Source organism: Cellulomonas sp. Y8 (assembly GCF_008033115.1).
Lineage (GTDB): Bacteria > Actinomycetota > Actinomycetes > Actinomycetales > Cellulomonadaceae > Cellulomonas.
Genome location: NZ_CP041203.1, coordinates 2,125,463 through 2,143,457 on the forward strand (window position 1 = coordinate 2,125,463; position 17,995 = coordinate 2,143,457).

The following is a 17,995-nucleotide window of genomic DNA, read 5'->3' on the forward strand; positions in this document are numbered from 1 at the left end:
TCCAGGTCAGCCCACGTCGAGCCCCACGGCGCGCGAGCAGCGCTCGACCTCCTCGGCCGTGAGCGCCAGGTCGGCCGCCCGCGCGGAGTCGGCGATGGACGCCGGGCGCCGGGCGCCGGGGATCGCGACCAGCACCTCGCTCAGCGCGAGCTCCCACGCGAGGACGACCTGCTGCGGGCTGACCCCGTGCGCCTCGCCGATCTCCCGGAACACGGAGAACCGGTCCCCGACGCCGCGGCCGCCGCCGCCCGTGCCGCCGAGCGGGCTCCACGGCAGGAACGCGATCCCGTGCTCCTCGCAGTACCGCAGCTCGTCGTAGCTGCCGGGGTGCCGCGGGGAGAACTCGTTCTGCACGCTGACCAGGCCGCCCTCGCCCAGCACCTGCTGCGCGATCTCGATCTCCTCGACGCTGGCGTTCGAGATGCCGATCTCGCGGATCTTGCCCTCCTGCTTGAGCGTCGCCAGGTGCTCCATGATCTCGCCGTAGACGAGCCACCGGTCGGGGCGGTGGTACTGGTACAGGTCGATCGCCTCGACGCCGAGCTCGCGCAGCGACTTCTCGACCGCCGACCGCAGGTAGGCGAGGGAGCCGTCGCGGCCCCACTGCTCCCCCTCGCTGCGGGTGATGCCGCCCTTGGTCGTGATGAGCAGGCCGTCGGTGTCACCGCCCCAGGTGCGGACGGCCTCCGCGACGATGCGCTCGTTGTGGCCCATCTGGTCCCAGGTCGGCGCGTAGATGTCGGCGGTGTCGATCAGCGTGACGCCCGCGTCGAGCGCGGCGTGCACCGTCGCGACCGCCTCGTCGTGGTCCGGGTAGACCTTGTCGTTGTTCATCGACATCGGCATGGCGCCGAGGCCGATCGCGGAGACGGTGTACGGGCCGATGCTGCGGTGCTGCACAAGTGCTCCTTCGCGGCGGGTGCGCCCCGCGGCGGGCTGCGGCGGGGCCGGGGTCCAGCATGGCGCGGCTCCTGCAGCGGGGCCATCGCGGTCCACCGCTCGTCAGAATACTGGCGTTGCGCCAGAATAGTTGCACCCAGGCTGCACGAGCGCGAGGATCGGCGCATGGACCTGTCCGACCCGCTCCGCTCGCTCATCCCCAGCCTCGACTCCGCGGCCCTCGCGGTGCTGGCGGGCACGGAGTCGGCGCTGTCCGCCAGCCAGGTGGCCCGCCTCGCAGGGCGGGGCAGCCGGGCCGGGCTGTCGCTGGTGCTGGAGCGCCTGAGCGTGACCGGCCTGATCACCGCCGAGCCGTCCAACACGGGAGCGATGTACCGCCTGAACCGGCGCCACGTGCTCGCCCCGGCGGTCGAATCCGCGGTGGCCGCGCGCCGAGAGGTCGTGTCCCGCCTCCGCGCGGCGGTCGGGGCGCTGACGCCCGTGCCGGCGCACGCGTCGCTGTTCGGCTCCTTCGCGCGCGGCGCGGGCGACGAGGCCTCCGACCTCGATCTTCTGGTGGTGACACCGCCCGGCCTGGACCGGCAGGCTGAGTCGTGGCGCGCGCAGGTGCGGGCCCTGGAGGACGACGTGCTGACCTGGACCGGCAACACCCTCGAGCCCCTCGTGCTGTCCACCGACGAGCTCGTCGCCGCGGCCGCCGCCGGGGAACCGCTCGTGGACGAGCTCGCGCGCGACGCCCTCGTGCTCGTCGGGTCGGCGTTCGACGCGCTCCTGCGCGGACGGAGCGGCCCGTCGTGAACGCACGGCGGCTCGCCACCCGGCGGCAAGACGCGCCGCACGCGACGGCGCGGCGGAGGATCGCGGAGAAGTACCTGGAGGTGGCCGAGCTGATCTAGGCCGAGGACGGCGCGGCGGTCAACGTCTGCGTCGGGCTGTGCGTCCTGGCAGGCATCGCCGCGGGTGATGCGATCTGCGTCGCCGCGACGGGCGAGCGGTATGCGGGTCAGGACCACGCCGCGGCGGCCGAGCTGCTGTCGCGGGTCGACAGCCGGCACGGCAAGGGACTGCGCGATCTGGTCGCGCTCAAGCCGGCCGCCCACTACGGCACCGGCCTCCTGACCGACCGGGACCGTCGGGCCGCGCTCCGCGCGGCGGGGTCGCTGGTCGAGGAGGCCCGGGCACGCACGACCTGATCGTGCGTCCCGTCCCCCTCACCCCACGCGGAAGCGGGCCACCAGGTCGTCCATCACCGCGTCCAGGCGCGCGTCGACCGCGCGGCGCGCCGGGTCGGCGTCGTGCCAGTCGACGATCTCCCGCGCGCCCTGCTCGAACCGGATCGTCGTCACGAAGTCGGGCACCAGCCGGCGGAGCTTGGTCGTGTCGAACACCATCGAGTGCGCCTTGTCCCCGAGCAGCCCCGCGCCCCACTCCGGGTCGGCGGCGGCGATCGCGTCGGACGGCACGTGCACGATCCGCGGCTCGACGCCCGCGGCGGCCGCGAGCGCCCGCACGATCTGGTCCCAGGTGAGCGCGTCGTCCGAGGTGATGTGGAACGCCTCGCCGAGCGTCCGCGGGTTCCCGAGCAGCGGGACCATGCCGCGCGCGAAGTCCTCGTGGTGCGTCAGCGTCCACAGGGAGGTGCCGTCGCCGTGCACGACGACCTCCCGGCCCTGGCGCATCCGCTCCATCGCGGTCCAGCCGCCGTCGAGCGGCACGAGCGTCCGGTCGTACGTGTGCGACGGCCGGACCACCGTCGCCGGGAAGCCCGAGTCGCGGTACGCACGCACCAGCAGGTCCTCGCACGCGATCTTGTCCCGGGAGTACTGCCAGAACGGGTTGCGCAGCGGCGTCGACTCGGTGACCGGCAGCCGCTCCGGGGGCGTCTGGTAGGCCGACGCGGACGAGATGAACACGTACTGGCCGGTCCGCCCGGCGAACAGGTCGACGTCGGTCTGCACGTGCTCCGGGGTGAAGGCCACCCAGTCGACGACGGAGTCGAACTCGCGGGACCCGAGCGCGGCGCGCACGGACGCCGGGTCGCGCACGTCGGCCTGGACGACCTCGACGCCGTCCGGGAGCGGGCGGGTCGCGCTCGACCCGCGGTTGAGGACCGTGACGTCGAGCCCCCGCTCGACTGCGAGCCGGGTGACGGCCGAGCTGATGACGCCGGTGCCGCCGATGACGAGGAGCCGCGTTGCTGCCATGCCCGGCACGGTAGCCGGGCGCAGCCCGCGGCGCCCGGCCGGTACCCCGCCGCCCGGCCGAGCGCGCGAGGGCGCGGCAGGGCGGCGGTACCGCGCGCCTCGGGCCCGGTCAGCCCTCCTCGGCGACGCGGACGAGCATCTTCCCGGTGTTCGCCCCGCGCATCATGTCGAGGAACGCGTCGACGGCGTTCTCGATCCCGTCGACGATCGTCTCGTCGTAGGCGATCTTCCCGGCGCCGAGCCAGCCGGCCATCTTCTCGGAGAACTCCGGGGCGAGGTGCACGTACCCGGCGAGCGTGAAGCCCTTCAGGGTGAGCCCGCGCGTGATGATGTTCGCCATGTTGTCCGGCCCGGCCGGCTTCTCGGTGGCGTTGTACCCGGCGATCGCGCCGCACAGGGCCACCCGCCCGCCGGGGTTCATCACGTCGAGGGCCGCCTCCAGGTGGTCGCCGCCGACGTTGTCGAAGAACACGTCCACGCCCTCGGGGGCCAGCGCGGCGAGCTGCTCCCGCACCGGGGCGTCCTTGTAGTTGAACGCCGCGTCGTAGCCGTACTTCCCGGTCAGCAGCGCGACCTTCTCGGCCGAGCCGGCGGACCCGATGACGCGCTTCGCCCCGAGGAGCCGCGCGATCTGCCCGGCGGCGGTGCCGACGGCGCCGGCCGCCCCGGAGACGAACACGGTGTCCCCCTCGCGCATCCCGGCGATCGCCGTCAGACCCACGTACCCGGTGAGACCGGTCATGCCGAGGATGCCCAGGCGCACCGAGAGCGGCACACCCGGCAGCTCCGGGACGACCCGGAAGGCCGTGCGGTCCGCCTGGGCGACGTCGCGCCAGCCGAGCTCGTGCTGCACCAGCGACCCGACCGGGACGTCGTCGGCGGCGGACTCGACCACGTGCCCGATGGCGCCGCCGGTCATCGTCTCGCCCAGCGCGAAGGGAGGGGTGTAGCTCTTGACGTCGTTCATCCGGCCCCGCATGTACGGGTCGACCGAGAGGAAGGCGTTGCGGACGCGCACCTGCCCGGGCTCGAGGTCGCCGAACTCGACCGTCACGGTGCGGAAGTCGTCGTGGGTCGGCCACCCCTGCGGGCGCGCGACGAGCTGGATCTGGGTGCTGGTGGTGCGGGACATGCATCTCCTCGTCCCGACGACGCCGGGACCTCCGGTTTTTGGACTGACCGGTCCACTATATGCTGGACCCCTCGGTCCGCACACCGGAGGGATCCCATGGGGCGCAACCAGGCGTTCGACACCGCGGAGGCGGTCCGCGCCGCGAGGGCGGTGTTCTGGGAGCGCGGGTACGAGGCCACGGCGCTGCCCGACCTGGAGCGGGCCACCGGTCTCAGCCGATCGAGCATCTACCACGCCTTCACTTCCAAGCGAGGGCTGTTCGACGCCGCCGTCGACAGCTACCTGGACGAGGTCATCCGGCCACGCCTGCGCCCGCTCGCCGGGGACGACGTCGCCCCCGGCGCGCTGGACGACTACCTGCTCGGGCTCCGCGACGCCCTGCTCCGCGGTGGCACGCTCCCGGCGACCAGCGGCTGCCTGCTCGTCAACTCGGCCAACGCGCCGATCGGGCACGAGGACGGCGTCGCCGCGGTCGTCGAGGCGTACGCCACCGAGCTGCGCACAGCGATGGCCGCGGGCGTCCGGGCTCGGCTCCCGCACCTGCCGGCGGACGCGCGACGCACGCTGTCCGACGTCTGCGTCGGCCTGGTGATATCCGCGTTCGCCCTCGTCCGGGTCAACCCGGAGGAGGCGGCGCGGACCCTGGACACCGCGCGCGCCGTGCTCGCCGGCGCGGGCACCGGCAGCAGCCCGGCCTGAGCCGCCGGCGCCGTGGGCGCCCCCACGGCGCCGGTCCGGACCCGGTTCGCCGGGTCCGGGCCGGTGGCACCCCGTGCTCAGGCGTCGACGTCCCGGAGGAACGGCAGCACCGCGTCCGCGAGCGCCCGCGGTGCCTCGAGCGCGACGTGGTGCCCCACGTCGTCGACGACCACCGACCGGACCTCGCCCCGCACGACCTGCCGCAGCGTCGCGGCGGTGAAGCCGCCGCCGGAGCCGCCGACCGCCAGCACCGGGACGGCGATCGGGTGCGCGGCCGCCAGCGCCCGGTTCTCCTCCCCCTCGGAGAGCACCGACCGGTAGAGCCCGGCCGCGCCTCGCCAGCCCCCGGGACGCGCGAAGCCGCGCGCGAGCTCCTCGAGGTCGGAGTCGGTGACCGCGCCCGCGACCGTCGTCATCGCGCCGAACCACCAGTCGAGCAGGGCGCGCTCCCTCCCGGCGAGCAGCAGCTCCGGCACCCCGGGCGCCGCGAGCGCGCCGATGTGCCAGGACCCGCCGTGCGTCACGTCGGCGAAGGCCTCGAGGCCGTACCCGGCGAGGCCCATCTCGACGGCGACCAGCGACGCCACGTCCTCGGGGTGCCGGGTCGCCAGCCGCAGGACCGTGCCCCCCGCGACGTCCTGCCCCAGCAGGTGGACGGGCCCGAGGCCGAGGTGCTGGACGAGCGCGTGCAGGTCGTCGGCGGCGACGTCGCTGGTGAACGCGTCGTCGGTGACCGTCGAGTCCCCGAAGCCGCGCAGGTCCACCGCGGTCACGCGGTGATCCGCGGCGAGCAGCGGGATGACGCGGTGGAAGGCCCACCAGGACTCGGGGAACCCGTGCACCAGCACGACGGGCGGGCCGTCCATGCCGGCCGTGACGTAGTGCAGCGTGGTGCCGCCGAGCTCGGCGCGGTGGTGCTGGACGCCGGCGGGGTCGGCGGGTGCGGACGTGGCGGACATGACGCCTCCCTGGTTGACAACGTGGTTGTCATCTTGGAGATGGACAACCACGTTGTCAACGGTGGGCGTGCCGCCTAGGCTCGAGTCGTGCCCGAACCCACCCGCGGAGTCCAGCTCGCCCTCCTGCTGCTCGGCGGGTTCGAGTCGATGGTCGACGACGTCGTGGACCACCTGGCGGAGCGCGGGCACCCCGGCGTGACCGCCACGCTCGAGTTCGCCCTCGTCGCGGTCGCCGACGGCGCCGACAGCGCCGCCGCGCTCGGCCGTCGGCTCGGGACGACCCGGCAGGCGGCCGCGAAGACGGTCGCGACGCTCGAACAGCTCGGCTACGTCGAACGCGTCGACGACCCCGCCGACGCCCGGCTCAAGCGGCTGCGCGTCACCGCCCGCGGCGACGAGATGACCGCGATCGGGGCCGCCCGGTTCGACGTGCTCCGCGACCGCTGGGTGGCGGGACTCGAGCCGGGCACCGCCGAGGTCGTGGAGGAGGCGCTCCGGCACCTCCCCGGCGGACGTCCCGACGGCGCCGGCTGACGTCCCGCAGGGCTGCTGCTGCTCAGGCCTGCATGTCCACGAACCGCGAGTAGTGCCCCTGGAACGCCACGGTGATGACGTCGGTCGGGCCGTTACGGTGCTTGGCCACGATCAGGTCGGCCTCGCCCGCGCGCGGCGACTCCCGCTCGTACGCGTCCTCGCGGTGCAGCAGGATGACCATGTCGGCGTCCTGCTCGATGGAGCCGGACTCACGCAGGTCGGACATCGCGGGCTTCTTGTCGGTGCGCTGCTCGGGACCACGGTTCAGCTGCGACAGCGCGATGACCGGCACCTCGAGCTCCTTGGCGAGCAGCTTGAGCGCACGCGAGAACTCCGAGACCTCCTGCTGGCGCGACTCGACGCGCTTGCCGGACGACATCAGCTGCAGGTAGTCGATGATCACGAGCTTGAGGTCGTGCTTCTGCTTGAGCCGCCGGCACTTCGCCCGGATCTCCATGAGCGACATGTTGGGCGAGTCGTCGATGAACAGCGGCGCCTCGGTGAGCTTGCCCTGGATCTGCGCGAGCTTCTGCCAGTCGTCGTCGCCCATCGAGCCGTTGCGCATCTTCTGCAGGGGCACGCGGCCCTCGGCGGACAGCAGACGCATGGTGATCTCGGAGCGGCTCATCTCGAGCGAGAAGACGACGGACGCCTGCTGGTGCTTGATCGACGCGGCGCGCGCGAAGTCCAGCGCGAGCGTCGACTTGCCGATGGCGGGGCGGGCCGCGATGACGATCATCTGGCCCGGGTGCAGGCCGTTCGTCAGGCGGTCGAGGTCGGCGAAGCCGGTCGGCACGCCCACCATGCCCTCGCCGCGGTGCCCGGCGGACTCGATCTCGTCCAGGGTGCCGGCGACGACCTCGCCGAGGCGGTGGTAGTCCTCGGTGGTGCGGCGGTCGCTGACCGCGTAGACCTCGGCCTGGGCGTTGTTGACGATCTCCTCGACGTCGCCGCCGTCGGTCGCGTAGCCGAGCTGCACGATGCGGGTGCCGGCCTCGACGAGGCGGCGCAGCACGGCGCGCTCCCGGACGATGCGGGCGTAGTAGCCGGCGTTGGCCGCGGTCGGCACCATCGAGATGAGGGTGTGCAGGTACGGCACGCCGCCGACGCGACCGATCTCGCCGCGCTTGGTCAGCTCGTCCGCGACGGTGACGGCGTCGGCGGGCTCGCCGCGGCCGTACAGGTCGAGGACCGCGTCGTAGATCGCCTCGTGCGCCGGGCGGTAGAAGTCGCTGCCGCGGATCTCCTCGACGACGTCCGCGATGGCGTCCTTCGAGATCATCATGCCGCCGAGCACGCTCTGCTCGGCGTCGAGGTCCTGCGGCGGGGTCCGGTCGAACGCCGCGCGGCCCTGGCCCGCGGGGGCCCCGTACTCGAGCTCCTCGATCGTCACGCTGCTGCCCGCCCCACCTTCGCTCGTCCCCCGGCGACTGCCGTCGAACACCCGTTCTAGCACCGCCCTCCGACACGTCGGCGGAGGGCGGGCGACCGTGTCCGGTGCGCGCGCCGACGCGAGGTTAGGACCCCGGGGGACGGTCCGTCGAGCGAGACGTCCACAGGGGGTGGGGACAGGGTTGTGGAAGGCTGTGGACACGCACCGTGAGATGTCCACAGGTCGTGGACACAGGTGTGGATGAAGCCGGGCACGCCTGTGATCAGGGCGTTCTCACCGGCGCAAACACCGTGAACCCATGTGGACGGGAAGAAGTTGGCCACCATTTCACGCCTCGGACAGGTGCCGTCCACCGTCGACCGCCAGATCCTCGGCCTCGCCGTGCCCGCGCTGGGCGCGCTGGTGGCCGAGCCGCTGTTCGTGCTGGTCGACTCGGCCATCGTCGGACGTCTGGGGACGACCGAGCTCGCGGGGCTGTCGCTCGCCTCGACGCTCCTGGTGACCGTCGTCGGCCTGTGCGTCTTCCTCGCGTACGCGACCACGGCGGTCGTCGCCCGGAGGCTCGGCGCGGGCGACCGTACCGGCGCGCTGCAGGTCGGCGTCGACGGGCTCTGGCTCGCGGCCGGCCTGGGCGTGGTCCTGGCGGCGGTCGCGATGCTGGTGGCGCCCTGGGCGGTCGGGGCGCTCGGCGCGACCGGGGACGTCGCGCACCAGGCCGTGCTCTACCTGCGCGCGTCCGCCCCGGGGCTGCCGGGGATGCTGGTCGTGCTCGCCGCCACCGGGGCGCTGCGCGGGCTGCAGGACACGAGGACGCCCCTGGTGGTCGCCGGGGTCGGCGCGGCGGTCAACGCCGTGCTCAACGTCGTGCTCGTCTACGGCCTGCACCTCGGCATCGCCGGCTCGGGCGCGGGCACCGCGGCCACGCAGGTCGCGATGGGCGTGGCGCTCGTCGTGGTCGTGGTCCGGGGCGCGCGGGCGGCCGGGTCCTCGCTGCGGCCGGCGCCCGGCGGCATCCTCGCCGGTGTCCGCACCGGCACCCCGCTGCTGCTGCGGACCCTGTCGCTGCGCGCGGCGATCCTGCTGACCGTGTGGGTCGCCACGGGCCTCGGCCCGGTCGCCCTGGCCGGGCACCAGGTCGTCAACGCGGTCTGGGGCTTCGTGGCGTTCGCCCTGGACGCGCTCGCGATCGCCGCGCAGGCGCTCATCGGGCACGCCCTCGGCGCCGGCGACACGGGGTTGGTGCGCGCGCTGCTGCGCCGCACGCTCGCCTGGGGCGTCGGTGCGGGCGTCGTGCTCGGGGTGCTGACCGGCCGGCTCGGCTGGTGGCTGTCGGCGCTGTTCACCTCGGACCCGGACGTGCGGCACGCAGTGACCCTGAGCCTGGCGGTCGCGGCGGTCCTCATGCCCATGGCCGGCTGGGTGTTCGTGCTCGACGGCGTGCTCATCGGCGCCGGCGACGGCCGGTTCCTCGCCGCGGCCGGGATGGTGACGCTCGCGGTCTACGTGCCGTTCGCCCTGGCGGTGCGGGCCTGGGCGCCGGACGGCTGGGCCGGGCTCGCCTGGCTCTGGGCGGCGTTCGCGGGGGTGTTCATGCTCGCGCGGGCCGTGACGACCGGGCTGCGGGCGCGACGCGACACGTGGATGGTCACCGGGGCCTGAGGCGCCCGGGTGGGGCGCTCCGGGGTCAGCGCCCCGGGACCGCCGCCGCGAGCGCGGCCGTGACGTCGTCCAGCGCACCCGGCCGGGAGCGCGTAGTAGGCCCAGACCCCGCGCTTGTCCCGGGTCACCAGGCCCGCGTCCACGAGCTGCTTCAGGTGGTGCGAGACGGTCGGCTGGGAGAGCCCGACGGGCTCGGTGAGATCGCACACGCACGCCTCTCCCCCGTCGTGCGCGGCGATGATCGACAGCAGCCGGAGCCGGGTGGGGTCGGCGAGCGCCTTCAGCCGGCGCGCGAGGTCGTGCGCGCCGGGCTCGTCGAGCGCGGGCGCTCCGCCCGGGCCGCAGCAGCCGTCCGTGGCGAGCGGCAGCAAGGCGGGCGTCGCGGTGACCATCGGACCATCGTGCAACAGACATCGATCGATGTCGATGGTTGACAGGCAGGGCGGCGCGCGTCACGATCACATCGACAACCTTCGATGCGAGGAGACGACCGATGGGCGACGTGCGCGACGAGGTCCGCCGCCGGTACGCGGAGGCCGCCACGTCGGTGACCCTCGCGGCGACCGCGACCCCCGCCCAGGACTGCTGCGGCGGGGGCTGCGGCACGGACGCCGCGGAGACCGGGTTCGGTGCCTCCCTCTACGACGCGACGGCGCTGGCGGGCATCCCCGTCGAGGCGCAGCTCGCCTCGCTCGGCTGCGGCAACCCGGTGGCGGTCGCCGACCTCCGCCCCGGCGAGCGCGTGCTCGACCTCGGGTCCGGGGGCGGCATCGACGTGCTGCTGTCCGCGCGGCGCGTCGGCCCGACCGGGTTCGCCCACGGGGTGGACATGACGGACGAGATGCTCGAGCTCGCCCGGGACAACGCCGCGCGCGCCGGCGCGACCAACGTGGCGTTCCACCGCGGCACCATCGAGGACCTGCCGCTCCCGGACGCGTCGGTCGACGTCGTGATCTCGAACTGCGTCGTCAACCTGTCCCCCGACAAGCCGCGCGTGCTGGCCGAGGCGTTCCGCGTGCTCGCACCGGGCGGCCGCCTCGGCATCTCGGACGTCGTGGCGGAGGACCGGCTCACACCCGACCAGCGCGCCGAGCGGGGCTCGTACGTCGGCTGCATCGCGGGCGCCCTGTCCCAGGGCGAGTACCTCGGGCTCCTGGCGGCGGCCGGGTTCGTGGAGGCCGACGTGGCCCCGACCCACGCCGTCGCCGACGGCATGCACGGCGCCCTCGTGCGCGCCACCAAGCCGGCCGCCGCGCCGACCACCGAGGAGAACCGATGACCGACCACCGCCCCAGCGTCCTGTTCGTCTGCGTGCACAACGCCGGACGCTCGCAGATGGCCGCGGGCCTGCTCGCGTCGCTGTCCGGGGGCGCGGTCGAGGTGCGCTCCGCCGGGTCCGCGCCCGCGGACCGGGTCAACCCCGTGGCCGTCGAGGCGATGGCCGAGCTCGGGATCGACCTGGCGACCGAGCGGCCCAAGGTCCTCACCCCCGAGGCCGTGCAGGCGTCCGATGTCGTGGTGACGATGGGCTGCGGCGACGCGTGCCCGTACTACCCCGGGACGCGGTACGAGGACTGGGTGCTCGAGGACCCGGCCGGCCAGGACCTGGCGATGGTGCGCGGCGTGCGGGACGAGATCCGCGGGCGCGTCGCGGCGCTCCTGGCGTCGCTGGGCGTGCCGCAGGCGGGTCCGCTCGCCCGGGCCTGACCCGAGGGGCGGTCCCGCGGCGCCGTGGGCGTCAGCCGGCCGGCGGGCGGTCTGCGTCGCTCGGGCCCTGGCCCGCGTCGCCGCTCCCCGCGTCGTCGCCCGTCCGCCCCTGCAGCGCCAGGACCAGGAAGACGAACCCGACGGGCAGGAACGCGATCGCCCCGTACCGCAGGCTGTCGTTGAACAGCCCGGAGAACCCGAGGACGAGGAACACGAGCCCGATGGGCAGGTAGGCGACGCGGGCCTGCGTGTCGTCGGACACGGGCTCCGGCTGCGGCGGGTTCGTGGGCTCGGGCTGATCAGCCATGCCTCGACGGTAGGCGGCCCGCACCCCCGGTCGCCTCCGCCGCGGGACGGAGATCCTCGCCCGACCCCGGGAACGACCGCGCCCCCGCCCCGGGGACCGGGACGGGGGCGCGGTACGCGCTGGCGCGTGGCGTCAGGCCGCGACGACCTTGACGGTCAGCTTCGCGGAGACCTCCGGGTGCAGGCGGACCTGCACCGCGTACTCGCCGGTCGCCTTGATCGGCTGCGCGACCTCGATCTTGCGGCGGTCGATCGACGGGCCGCCGGCGGCCTTGACCGCGTCGGCGATCTCGGCGGTCGTGACCGCACCGAAGAGGCGGCCGGCGTCCCCGGACTTCGCCGCCACGGTGACCGGGTTGCCCTGCAGCGAGTCGCGCACGGCGCGCGCCTCGTCGAGGGTCGCGATCTCGCGGGTCTTGCGAGCACGGCGGATCGCCGTGATCTCCTTCTCCGCGCCCTTGCTCCACGCGGTCGCGAGACCACGCGGGACGAGGTAGTTGCGGGCGTACCCGTCCTTGACGTCGACGACGTCGCCGGGAGCGCCGAGGCCCGTGACCTCGTGGGTCAGGATGAGCTTGGCCATCTTGTTGCTCCTTCTCAGCGAGCCGACGACGAGTACGGCAGGAGCGCCATCTCGCGGGCGTTCTTCACGGCCCGCGCGATCGCGCGCTGCTCCTGGACGGACACGCCGGTCACGCGGCGGGCGCGGATCTTCCCGCGGTCGGAGATGAACTTCCGCAGCAGGGCGGTGTCCTTGTAGTCGACCGACTCGATCTTCGCCGCCTTGAGCGGGTTCTGCTTCTTCTTGGGCTTCCGGACAACGGCCTTGGCCATCGTGGTGCTCCTTGTTCTACGTACGGAGCCCGGGGCGTTGCCATGCCCCGGGATGGGATGTTCGTGATGGCGCGCGCGGCGCCGGTGCCGACCTGGCGGTCAGCGGTGCTCGATCAGAACGGGGGCTCGTCGGAGTAGCCACCCGCGCCGCCGCCGCCCGCGGGCGTGGCCCACGGGTCGTCCTGCTGCGCGGACTGGCCGCCGCCGTTGAACCCGCCACCGCCGCCGCCGCCGCCGTTGAAGCCGCCCCCACCGCCGCCGCCGAACCCGCCGCCGCCACCACCGGACCGCTGGGTCCGGGTGACCTTGGCCGAGGCGTAGCGGAGCGAGGGGCCGACCTCGTCGACCTGCAGCTCGTAGACGGTGCGCTTCTCGCCCTCGCGGGTCTCGTAGGACCGCTGGACGAGGCGGCCGCTGACGATCACGCGGGTGCCCTTGGTGAGCGACTCGGCGACGTTCTCCGCCGCCTCCCGCCAGATCGAGCAGCGGAGGAACAGCGTGTCGCCGTCCTTCCACTCGTTGCTCTGGCGGTCGAACGTGCGCGGCGTGGACGCCACGGTGAAGTTCGCGACCGCGGCGCCGGACGGCGTGAACCGCAGCTCCGGGTCGGCGGTCAGGTTCCCGATCACCGTGATGGTGGTGTCACCAGCCATGCCAGCTCCTCGTTCTCGTCGATGCTCGTCGAAGGGGTGTCCCGCACGGTACGCGCGCGGTCTGACGCGTCAGGACTCCTTGCGGAGGACCTTCGTGCGCAGGACGACCTCGTTCAGGCCCAGCTGACGGTCCAGCTCCTTGGCGGTGTCCGACGTCGAGGAGAAGTCGACGACGGCGTAGATGCCCTCGGACTTCTTCTTGATGTCGTACGCCAGGCGGCGACGGCCCCAGATGTCCACGTTGTCGACGGAGCCGCCGTCGGTCTTGACGACCGACAGGTACTTGTCGAGCGACGGGGCGACGGTGCGCTCGTCGATGCTGGGGTCGAGGATGATCATGATCTCGTACTGACGCAGGCTCATACCCACCTCCTCTGGTCTCGGCGGCCACGGTCGTTCCGTGGCAGGAGGGTGTCGTTGCGTCGCTGCCCCGGGCGCGTCCGTCGATGGCGACGGTCGGTCGGGCACAGCAGCACACCAGTCTACCCGGTCGCGCGACCCCTCGGGGTCGCGCGCCCGGGTGGACGGCGTGGGTCCTGGTAGTGCAGCGGCGGTCAGCCGCCGGTGCCGGGGTTCCCGGCGTTGCCCCCGGCCTGGCCGTTGTTCCCGGCCTGCCCGTTGTTGCCGGGCTGCCCGGTCGGCTGCTGCGTCGGCTGCGGCTGCGGCTGGGGGCCCTTGGAGACGCGGAGGGTCACGGTCGACCCGGGGGCCACCTGCGATCCCTCCCCCGGGCTCACGCCCAGGACCGTGCCGGCCGTCGCCGCGTTGAACTCCTCCGCGACGGAGGGCACGAGCCCGGCGTTCTGGAGCGCGGCCTGCGCGTCTCCCGACAGCTGCCCGGTGAGGCCGGACGGCACCGCGACGGTCGTCGGCTGCTCGGGCTCGGGCGCCTGGGTCTCGACGGGCGCCGACGTGGTCGGCTCGGAGGTCGGCACGGCGGCGCCGTTGACGTTCGCCCGCTTGGGGAAGTCGACCACGGCGGCGTACTGCGGCAGCTCGAAGACCGGCTTCATGTAGGCGGCCCAGAGCTCGGACGGGTACGTGCCGCCGGTGACCTCCTTGACACCGCCCCACGGCGTGATCGTGACCTGGTCCTTGCCGTTCTCGCCCACCTGGCTGAGCCCGACCGCGGTGACGATCTGCGGGGTGAAGCCGACGAACCAGGCCGACTTGTTCTCCTGGGAGGTCCCCGTCTTGCCGGCGATCGGCCGGTCCAGCGGGCTGACGTACTTCTCCGCGGAACCCTTCTGGACCACCTGGGTCATCGCGTAGGTCGTGTCGGCCATGACCCCGGCGTCGAACGTCTGCACCGGCTGGGTCTGCCCCGCGTAGGCGACGTCCCCGTCGGGGTAGACGGCCTGCGCCACCATGAACGGCTTGTGGTACACCCCCTGCGCCGCGATGGTCGCGTAGGCGGACGCCATGTCGATCGGTCGCACGGCGTCGGCGCCGAGCACGTTCGAGTCGACGGACGACACCGGCGTGGTGACGCCGGCTCTCGTCGCGACGTCGGCGGTCTTCTCGGGACCGACCTCGAGGTTGACCTGGGCGTAGACCGTGTTCACGGACTGCTCGGTCGCCTTGACCAGATCGATGTTGCCGAAGTCCTGGCCGCTGAAGTTGTTGACCTTCCAGTCGCCGAACTCCTGCGGGGAGACGCCCGAGTACCGCTTGCTCAGCGGGATCCCGTTCTCGAGGGCCGCGATCAGCGTGAACGGCTTGAACGTCGAGCCACCCTGGATGGCGTCGCGGCTCGCGCGGTCGATCTGGTCGGCGAGGAAGTCGGAACCGCCGTACAGCGAGACGATGCCGCCGGTCGCCGGGTCGATCGAGACGAGGCCGACCTTGAGCGCGGCGGACGGGAGCTCGCCGTCGGACAGGCCGCCGTCCCGCATGCTCTGCACCGCGGCCACCGCGTTCCCCTGCACCGCGGGGTCGATCGTCGTCGTGATCGTCAGGCCGCCCGAGCTGATCATCTCGTCGGTGATCGACCCGGTCGCCGTGAGCTCGCGCTTCACGTACTGCAGCAGGTAGCCGGTCGTGCCGCCGTAGGTCTCGTTGCGCTGGTACTCGACGATGGCCGGGAACGTCTGCGCGTCCCGGTCGGCCTGCGTGAGGTAGCCGTCGCGGACCATGCCGTCGAGGACGTACTCCCAGCGCTGCTGCGCCTTCTCCGGGCTGACGGCGGGGTCCCAGTTGTTCGGCGAGGGGATGACGCCGGCCAGGAGCGCCGCCTCGGACACCGTGAGGTCCGCCGACGGGTGGCCGAAGTACGCCTGCGACGCGGCCTCGACGCCGTACGCGTCCCGGCCGAAGTAGATCGTGTTGAGGTAGCGCCCGAGGATCTGCTCCTTGGTCTCCGACTGCGCGATCTTGATCGCGAGCAGCGCCTCCTTGGCCTTGCCGACGTAGCCCGTCGTGGTCTGGCCGACGTAGTACCGCTCGACGTACTGCTGGGTGAGGGTCGACCCGCCCTGCGTCGCGCCGCCGCGCACGTTGTTGATGAACGCGCGGGCCATGCCCGTGACGGAGATGCCCTGGTTCTCGAAGAACGTGCGGTCCTCGGCCGACACCACGGCCTGGCCCATGAACTCGGGCAGCGACTCGTACTCGACGATGGTGCGGTTCGGACCGGGGAACGTGCCCATCGGCGACCCGTCGGCGTAGAGCACGGTCGACTTCTGCGCCTCGACGAACTCGTCCGGCGCCGGCACGTCGGTGAGCGCGTACGCGGCGACGCCGAGCCCGAGGCACAGGAAGACGAAGCCGATGACGGACCCGACGACGAACCGCCACGACGGCAGCCAGCGGTGCAGACCGCGGTAGCCCCGCCGGGGGTAGTCGATGAACCGCCGCCGTCCGCCGGACGCGGCGGTACCGCGTGCGGCGGACGCCGCGGACCGTCGGTTCGAGCCTGCCACGGCACTGCCTTCCTGTGGACTGCTGGGGGAGGGCCGGCGGCAGGGAGCCGTCCGGGCCCGGATCAGTATGCGCGAGCGGCCGTGCGCCGCCCGCGGGCGGACAGCCCCTCCCGGCGACCTGCACACGATCGCCACGAGGCCCCCCGCCCGGCTTCCCGGCCCGATGAGCATCCTGGCAGCCGCGCGCCCGCCGGGCACGTGACCTGCGCGCCGAACCGCCGTGCACCGCCCCGCCACGCCGGACGAGCCCGAGGTGTTGCCCGGATCACCCGCTTCGTCCTACCCTCCCCGATGTATCAGTTCGATACATCGGTGCGCGGACAGCGGGAAGGGAGGCCACGGTGCGCGGACGTTCCGACGTGCTCGAGTCGGCCATCCTCGGGCTGCTGCACGACTCCCCGATGCACGGGTACGAGCTGCGCAAGCGGCTCAACCTCCTGCTCGGCTCGTTCCGCGCGCTGTCCTACGGGTCGCTGTACCCGGCGCTCAAGTCGCTGGTGGCGCGCGGCCTCATCGCCGGGTCCGACCCGCAGCAGGCCCCGGCCCACGGGCTGGCCGGCAAGCGGGCCCGGATCGTCTACCAGCTCACGGCCGAGGGCAAGGAGCAGTTCCAGCACGTGCTGGCCTCCTCCGGCCCCGCCGCGTGGGAGGACGAGAACTTCGGGTTCCGGTTCGCGTTCTTCGGGCAGACCGACGCCGAGACCCGGCTGCGGATCCTCGAGGGCCGGCGCACCCGGATGACGGAGCGCCTGGAGCTGATCAAGGACTCCGTGTCCCGCACCCGCGTCCGCATGGACGAGTACACCCTCGAGCTGCAGCGCCACGGGCTCGAGCAGGTCGAGCGCGAGGTCCGCTGGCTCGACGACCTCATCGACCACGAGCGCAGCAACCGCGGCGCCCGTCCCCGCGGCGCCGGCCGGCCGGCCGACGCCCGCACGAACGCTGTCGAGGATGACTCCATCGTCGCGGCACCAACCCCTCAGAAGGAGCGAGGATGACCGCCATCCGCGTTGCGATCGCGGGCGTGGGCAACTGCGCCTCGTCGCTTGTCCAGGGCGTGCACTACTACGCCGACGCCGACCCGAGCACCAAGGTCCCGGGCCTCATGCACGTGCAGTTCGGCGACTACCACGTCTCCGACCTGGAGTTCGTCCTGGCGTTCGACGTCGACGCCAAGAAGGTCGGCTTCGACCTGTCGGAGGCGATCGTCGCGTCCGAGAACAACACCATCAAGATCGCCGACGTCCCGCCGCTCGGCGTGACCGTCCAGCGCGGCCCGACCCTCGACGGCGTCGGCAAGTACTACGCGCAGACGATCGAGGTGTCCGACGCGGAGCCGGTCGACGTCGTCCAGGCGCTCAAGGACGCGAAGGTGGACGTCCTCGTCTCCTACCTGCCGGTGGGCTCCGAGGAGGCCGACAAGTTCTACGCGCAGGCCGCGATCGACGCGGGCGTGGCCTTCGTCAACGCGCTGCCGGTGTTCATCGCCTCCGACCCGGAGTTGGCGGCGAAGTTCGAGGCGGCCGGCGTGCCGATCGTCGGCGACGACATCAAGTCCCAGGTCGGCGCGACCATCACGCACCGCGTGCTCGCCCGCCTGTTCGAGGACCGCGGCGTCATCCTGGACCGCACGTACCAGCTGAACGTCGGCGGCAACATGGACTTCAAGAACATGCTCGAGCGCGAGCGCCTGGAGTCCAAGAAGATCTCGAAGACGCAGGCCGTCACCTCGAACCTCGAGGACGGCCCGCTGGCCGGCAAGAAGGACGACCGCAACGTCCACATCGGCCCGTCGGACTACGTCGCCTGGCTCGACGACCGCAAGTGGGCGTACGTCCGCCTCGAGGGTCGCGCGTTCGGCGAGGTGCCCCTGAACCTCGAGTACAAGCTCGAGGTCTGGGACTCCCCGAACTCCGCCGGCATCATCATCGACGCCGTCCGCGCCGCGAAGATCGCGCTGGACCGCGGCATCGGCGGCCCGATCCTGTCGGCGTCGACCTACTTCATGAAGTCCCCGCCGGTCCAGCACGAGGACCAGCACGGCCGGGAGCTCGTGGAGAAGTTCATCCGCGGCGAGATCGAGCGCTGATCTGC

At 73.1% G+C, this 17,995-nt stretch carries 19 protein-coding genes and 1 pseudogene; 8 read left to right on the top strand and 12 right to left on the bottom strand.

The genetic code is table 11. The features are described from left to right. Window positions 1-6: 6 nt before the first annotated feature. The gene (locus FKM96_RS09685; RefSeq protein WP_147795051.1) at window positions 7-900 is read right to left on the bottom strand and encodes an aldo/keto reductase; all 894 of its coding nucleotides are present in this window, start codon (window positions 898-900) and stop codon (window positions 7-9) included. Between the two features lie 165 nt (window positions 901-1,065). On the opposite strand from FKM96_RS09685, the gene FKM96_RS09690 reads away from it, so the two are divergent. After that, complete coding sequence (locus FKM96_RS09690; protein ID WP_147795052.1) at window positions 1,066-1,698, top strand: nucleotidyltransferase domain-containing protein; 633 nt, start codon at window positions 1,066-1,068, stop codon at window positions 1,696-1,698. A gap of 413 nt (window positions 1,699-2,111) precedes the next feature. Here FKM96_RS09690 and FKM96_RS09695 read toward each other — a convergent pair whose 3' ends face one another. Continuing rightward, a complete protein-coding gene (locus FKM96_RS09695) occupies window positions 2,112-3,104 on the bottom strand; it encodes an SDR family oxidoreductase (RefSeq protein ID WP_147795053.1) in 993 nt (330 codons plus the stop codon). A gap of 109 nt (window positions 3,105-3,213) precedes the next feature. Further along, on the bottom strand, window positions 3,214-4,236 hold the full coding sequence (locus FKM96_RS09700; protein WP_147795054.1) for an NADP-dependent oxidoreductase: 1,023 nt from the start codon (window positions 4,234-4,236) through the stop codon (window positions 3,214-3,216). A 96-nt stretch (window positions 4,237-4,332) separates the two neighbouring features. Here FKM96_RS09700 and FKM96_RS09705 point away from each other — a divergent pair, with 96 nt between their 5' ends. Further along, on the top strand, window positions 4,333-4,935 hold the full coding sequence (locus FKM96_RS09705; protein WP_147795055.1) for a TetR/AcrR family transcriptional regulator: 603 nt from the start codon (window positions 4,333-4,335) through the stop codon (window positions 4,933-4,935). 77 nt (window positions 4,936-5,012) lie between these two features. Here the strand turns inward: FKM96_RS09705 and FKM96_RS09710 are convergent, their stop codons facing one another. Beyond that, complete coding sequence (locus FKM96_RS09710) at window positions 5,013-5,894, bottom strand: alpha/beta fold hydrolase (RefSeq protein ID WP_147795056.1); 882 nt, start codon at window positions 5,892-5,894, stop codon at window positions 5,013-5,015. Between the two features lie 87 nt (window positions 5,895-5,981). Between FKM96_RS09710 and FKM96_RS09715 the strand changes: the two genes are divergently transcribed. Continuing rightward, entirely contained in the window at window positions 5,982-6,428 is a 447-nt protein-coding gene (locus FKM96_RS09715; RefSeq protein WP_210417407.1) for a MarR family winged helix-turn-helix transcriptional regulator, read from the top strand. Window positions 6,429-6,450: 22 nt separating this feature from the next. Here the strand turns inward: FKM96_RS09715 and dnaB are convergent, their stop codons facing one another. Beyond that, window positions 6,451-7,821, bottom strand: a complete 1,371-nt coding sequence (dnaB, locus tag FKM96_RS09720) for a replicative DNA helicase (protein WP_147795057.1) — start codon at window positions 7,819-7,821, stop codon at window positions 6,451-6,453. 342 nt (window positions 7,822-8,163) lie between these two features. Between dnaB and FKM96_RS09725 the strand changes: the two genes are divergently transcribed. After that, the gene (locus FKM96_RS09725; RefSeq protein ID WP_246855296.1) at window positions 8,164-9,480 is read left to right on the top strand and encodes an MATE family efflux transporter; all 1,317 of its coding nucleotides are present in this window, start codon (window positions 8,164-8,166) and stop codon (window positions 9,478-9,480) included. A gap of 143 nt (window positions 9,481-9,623) precedes the next feature. On the opposite strand, the pseudogene FKM96_RS09730 reads toward FKM96_RS09725, so the two are convergent. Continuing rightward, window positions 9,624-9,872 (bottom strand): annotated as a pseudogene (locus tag FKM96_RS09730) (metalloregulator ArsR/SmtB family transcription factor); the annotation flags it as partial. A 101-nt stretch (window positions 9,873-9,973) separates the two neighbouring features. On the opposite strand from FKM96_RS09730, the gene arsM reads away from it, so the two are divergent. Together arsM and FKM96_RS09740 are read left to right on the top strand one after the other, a co-directional pair. Next, entirely contained in the window at window positions 9,974-10,759 is a 786-nt protein-coding gene (arsM, locus tag FKM96_RS09735; RefSeq protein ID WP_147795059.1) for an arsenite methyltransferase, read from the top strand. After that, entirely contained in the window at window positions 10,756-11,187 is a 432-nt protein-coding gene (locus FKM96_RS09740; protein ID WP_147795060.1) for an arsenate reductase ArsC, read from the top strand. Before arsM ends, FKM96_RS09740 begins: the two co-directional genes overlap by 4 nt. A gap of 31 nt (window positions 11,188-11,218) precedes the next feature. On the opposite strand, the gene FKM96_RS09745 is transcribed toward FKM96_RS09740, so the two are convergent. From FKM96_RS09745 to FKM96_RS09770, 6 genes are all read right to left on the bottom strand, one after another. Next, entirely contained in the window at window positions 11,219-11,494 is a 276-nt protein-coding gene (locus tag FKM96_RS09745; RefSeq protein WP_147795061.1) for a hypothetical protein, read from the bottom strand. Window positions 11,495-11,626: 132 nt separating this feature from the next. Next, window positions 11,627-12,076, bottom strand: a complete 450-nt coding sequence (gene rplI, locus FKM96_RS09750) for a 50S ribosomal protein L9 (protein ID WP_147795062.1) — start codon at window positions 12,074-12,076, stop codon at window positions 11,627-11,629. 14 nt (window positions 12,077-12,090) lie between these two features. Continuing rightward, window positions 12,091-12,327, bottom strand: a complete 237-nt coding sequence (rpsR, locus tag FKM96_RS09755; RefSeq protein WP_013772910.1) for a 30S ribosomal protein S18 — start codon at window positions 12,325-12,327, stop codon at window positions 12,091-12,093. Window positions 12,328-12,440: 113 nt separating this feature from the next. Continuing rightward, window positions 12,441-12,980, bottom strand: coding sequence for a single-stranded DNA-binding protein (locus FKM96_RS09760; RefSeq protein ID WP_147795063.1), 540 nt, complete (start codon window positions 12,978-12,980; stop codon window positions 12,441-12,443). Between the two features lie 69 nt (window positions 12,981-13,049). Beyond that, entirely contained in the window at window positions 13,050-13,343 is a 294-nt protein-coding gene (rpsF, locus tag FKM96_RS09765; protein WP_147795064.1) for a 30S ribosomal protein S6, read from the bottom strand. A 191-nt stretch (window positions 13,344-13,534) separates the two neighbouring features. Beyond that, window positions 13,535-15,901, bottom strand: coding sequence for a transglycosylase domain-containing protein (locus FKM96_RS09770; protein ID WP_147795065.1), 2,367 nt, complete (start codon window positions 15,899-15,901; stop codon window positions 13,535-13,537). 341 nt (window positions 15,902-16,242) lie between these two features. On the opposite strand from FKM96_RS09770, the gene FKM96_RS09775 reads away from it, so the two are divergent. Further along, the gene (locus FKM96_RS09775; RefSeq protein ID WP_147795066.1) at window positions 16,243-16,899 is read left to right on the top strand and encodes a PadR family transcriptional regulator; all 657 of its coding nucleotides are present in this window, start codon (window positions 16,243-16,245) and stop codon (window positions 16,897-16,899) included. Next, on the top strand, window positions 16,896-17,990 hold the full coding sequence (locus FKM96_RS09780) for an inositol-3-phosphate synthase (protein ID WP_147795067.1): 1,095 nt from the start codon (window positions 16,896-16,898) through the stop codon (window positions 17,988-17,990). The genes FKM96_RS09775 and FKM96_RS09780 overlap by 4 nt, the downstream gene beginning before the upstream one ends. Window positions 17,991-17,995: the final 5 nt, after the last annotated feature.

Coding starts and splice junctions, on each gene's coding strand:
- FKM96_RS09780 (WP_147795067.1), top strand. CDS start 16,896: ATGACCGCCATCCGCGTTGCGATCGCGGGCGTGGGCAACTGCGCCTCG.
- rpsR (WP_013772910.1), bottom strand. CDS start 12,327: ATGGCCAAGGCCGTTGTCCGGAAGCCCAAGAAGAAGCAGAACCCGCTC.
- rplI (WP_147795062.1), bottom strand. CDS start 12,076: ATGGCCAAGCTCATCCTGACCCACGAGGTCACGGGCCTCGGCGCTCCC.
- FKM96_RS09695 (WP_147795053.1), bottom strand. CDS start 3,104: ATGGCAGCAACGCGGCTCCTCGTCATCGGCGGCACCGGCGTCATCAGC.
- FKM96_RS09745 (WP_147795061.1), bottom strand. CDS start 11,494: ATGGCTGATCAGCCCGAGCCCACGAACCCGCCGCAGCCGGAGCCCGTG.
- FKM96_RS09760 (WP_147795063.1), bottom strand. CDS start 12,980: ATGGCTGGTGACACCACCATCACGGTGATCGGGAACCTGACCGCCGAC.
- FKM96_RS09740 (WP_147795060.1), top strand. CDS start 10,756: ATGACCGACCACCGCCCCAGCGTCCTGTTCGTCTGCGTGCACAACGCC.
- rpsF (WP_147795064.1), bottom strand. CDS start 13,343: ATGAGCCTGCGTCAGTACGAGATCATGATCATCCTCGACCCCAGCATC.
- FKM96_RS09705 (WP_147795055.1), top strand. CDS start 4,333: ATGGGGCGCAACCAGGCGTTCGACACCGCGGAGGCGGTCCGCGCCGCG.
- FKM96_RS09710 (WP_147795056.1), bottom strand. CDS start 5,894: ATGTCCGCCACGTCCGCACCCGCCGACCCCGCCGGCGTCCAGCACCAC.
- arsM (WP_147795059.1), top strand. CDS start 9,974: ATGGGCGACGTGCGCGACGAGGTCCGCCGCCGGTACGCGGAGGCCGCC.
- FKM96_RS09700 (WP_147795054.1), bottom strand. CDS start 4,236: ATGTCCCGCACCACCAGCACCCAGATCCAGCTCGTCGCGCGCCCGCAG.
- FKM96_RS09690 (WP_147795052.1), top strand. CDS start 1,066: ATGGACCTGTCCGACCCGCTCCGCTCGCTCATCCCCAGCCTCGACTCC.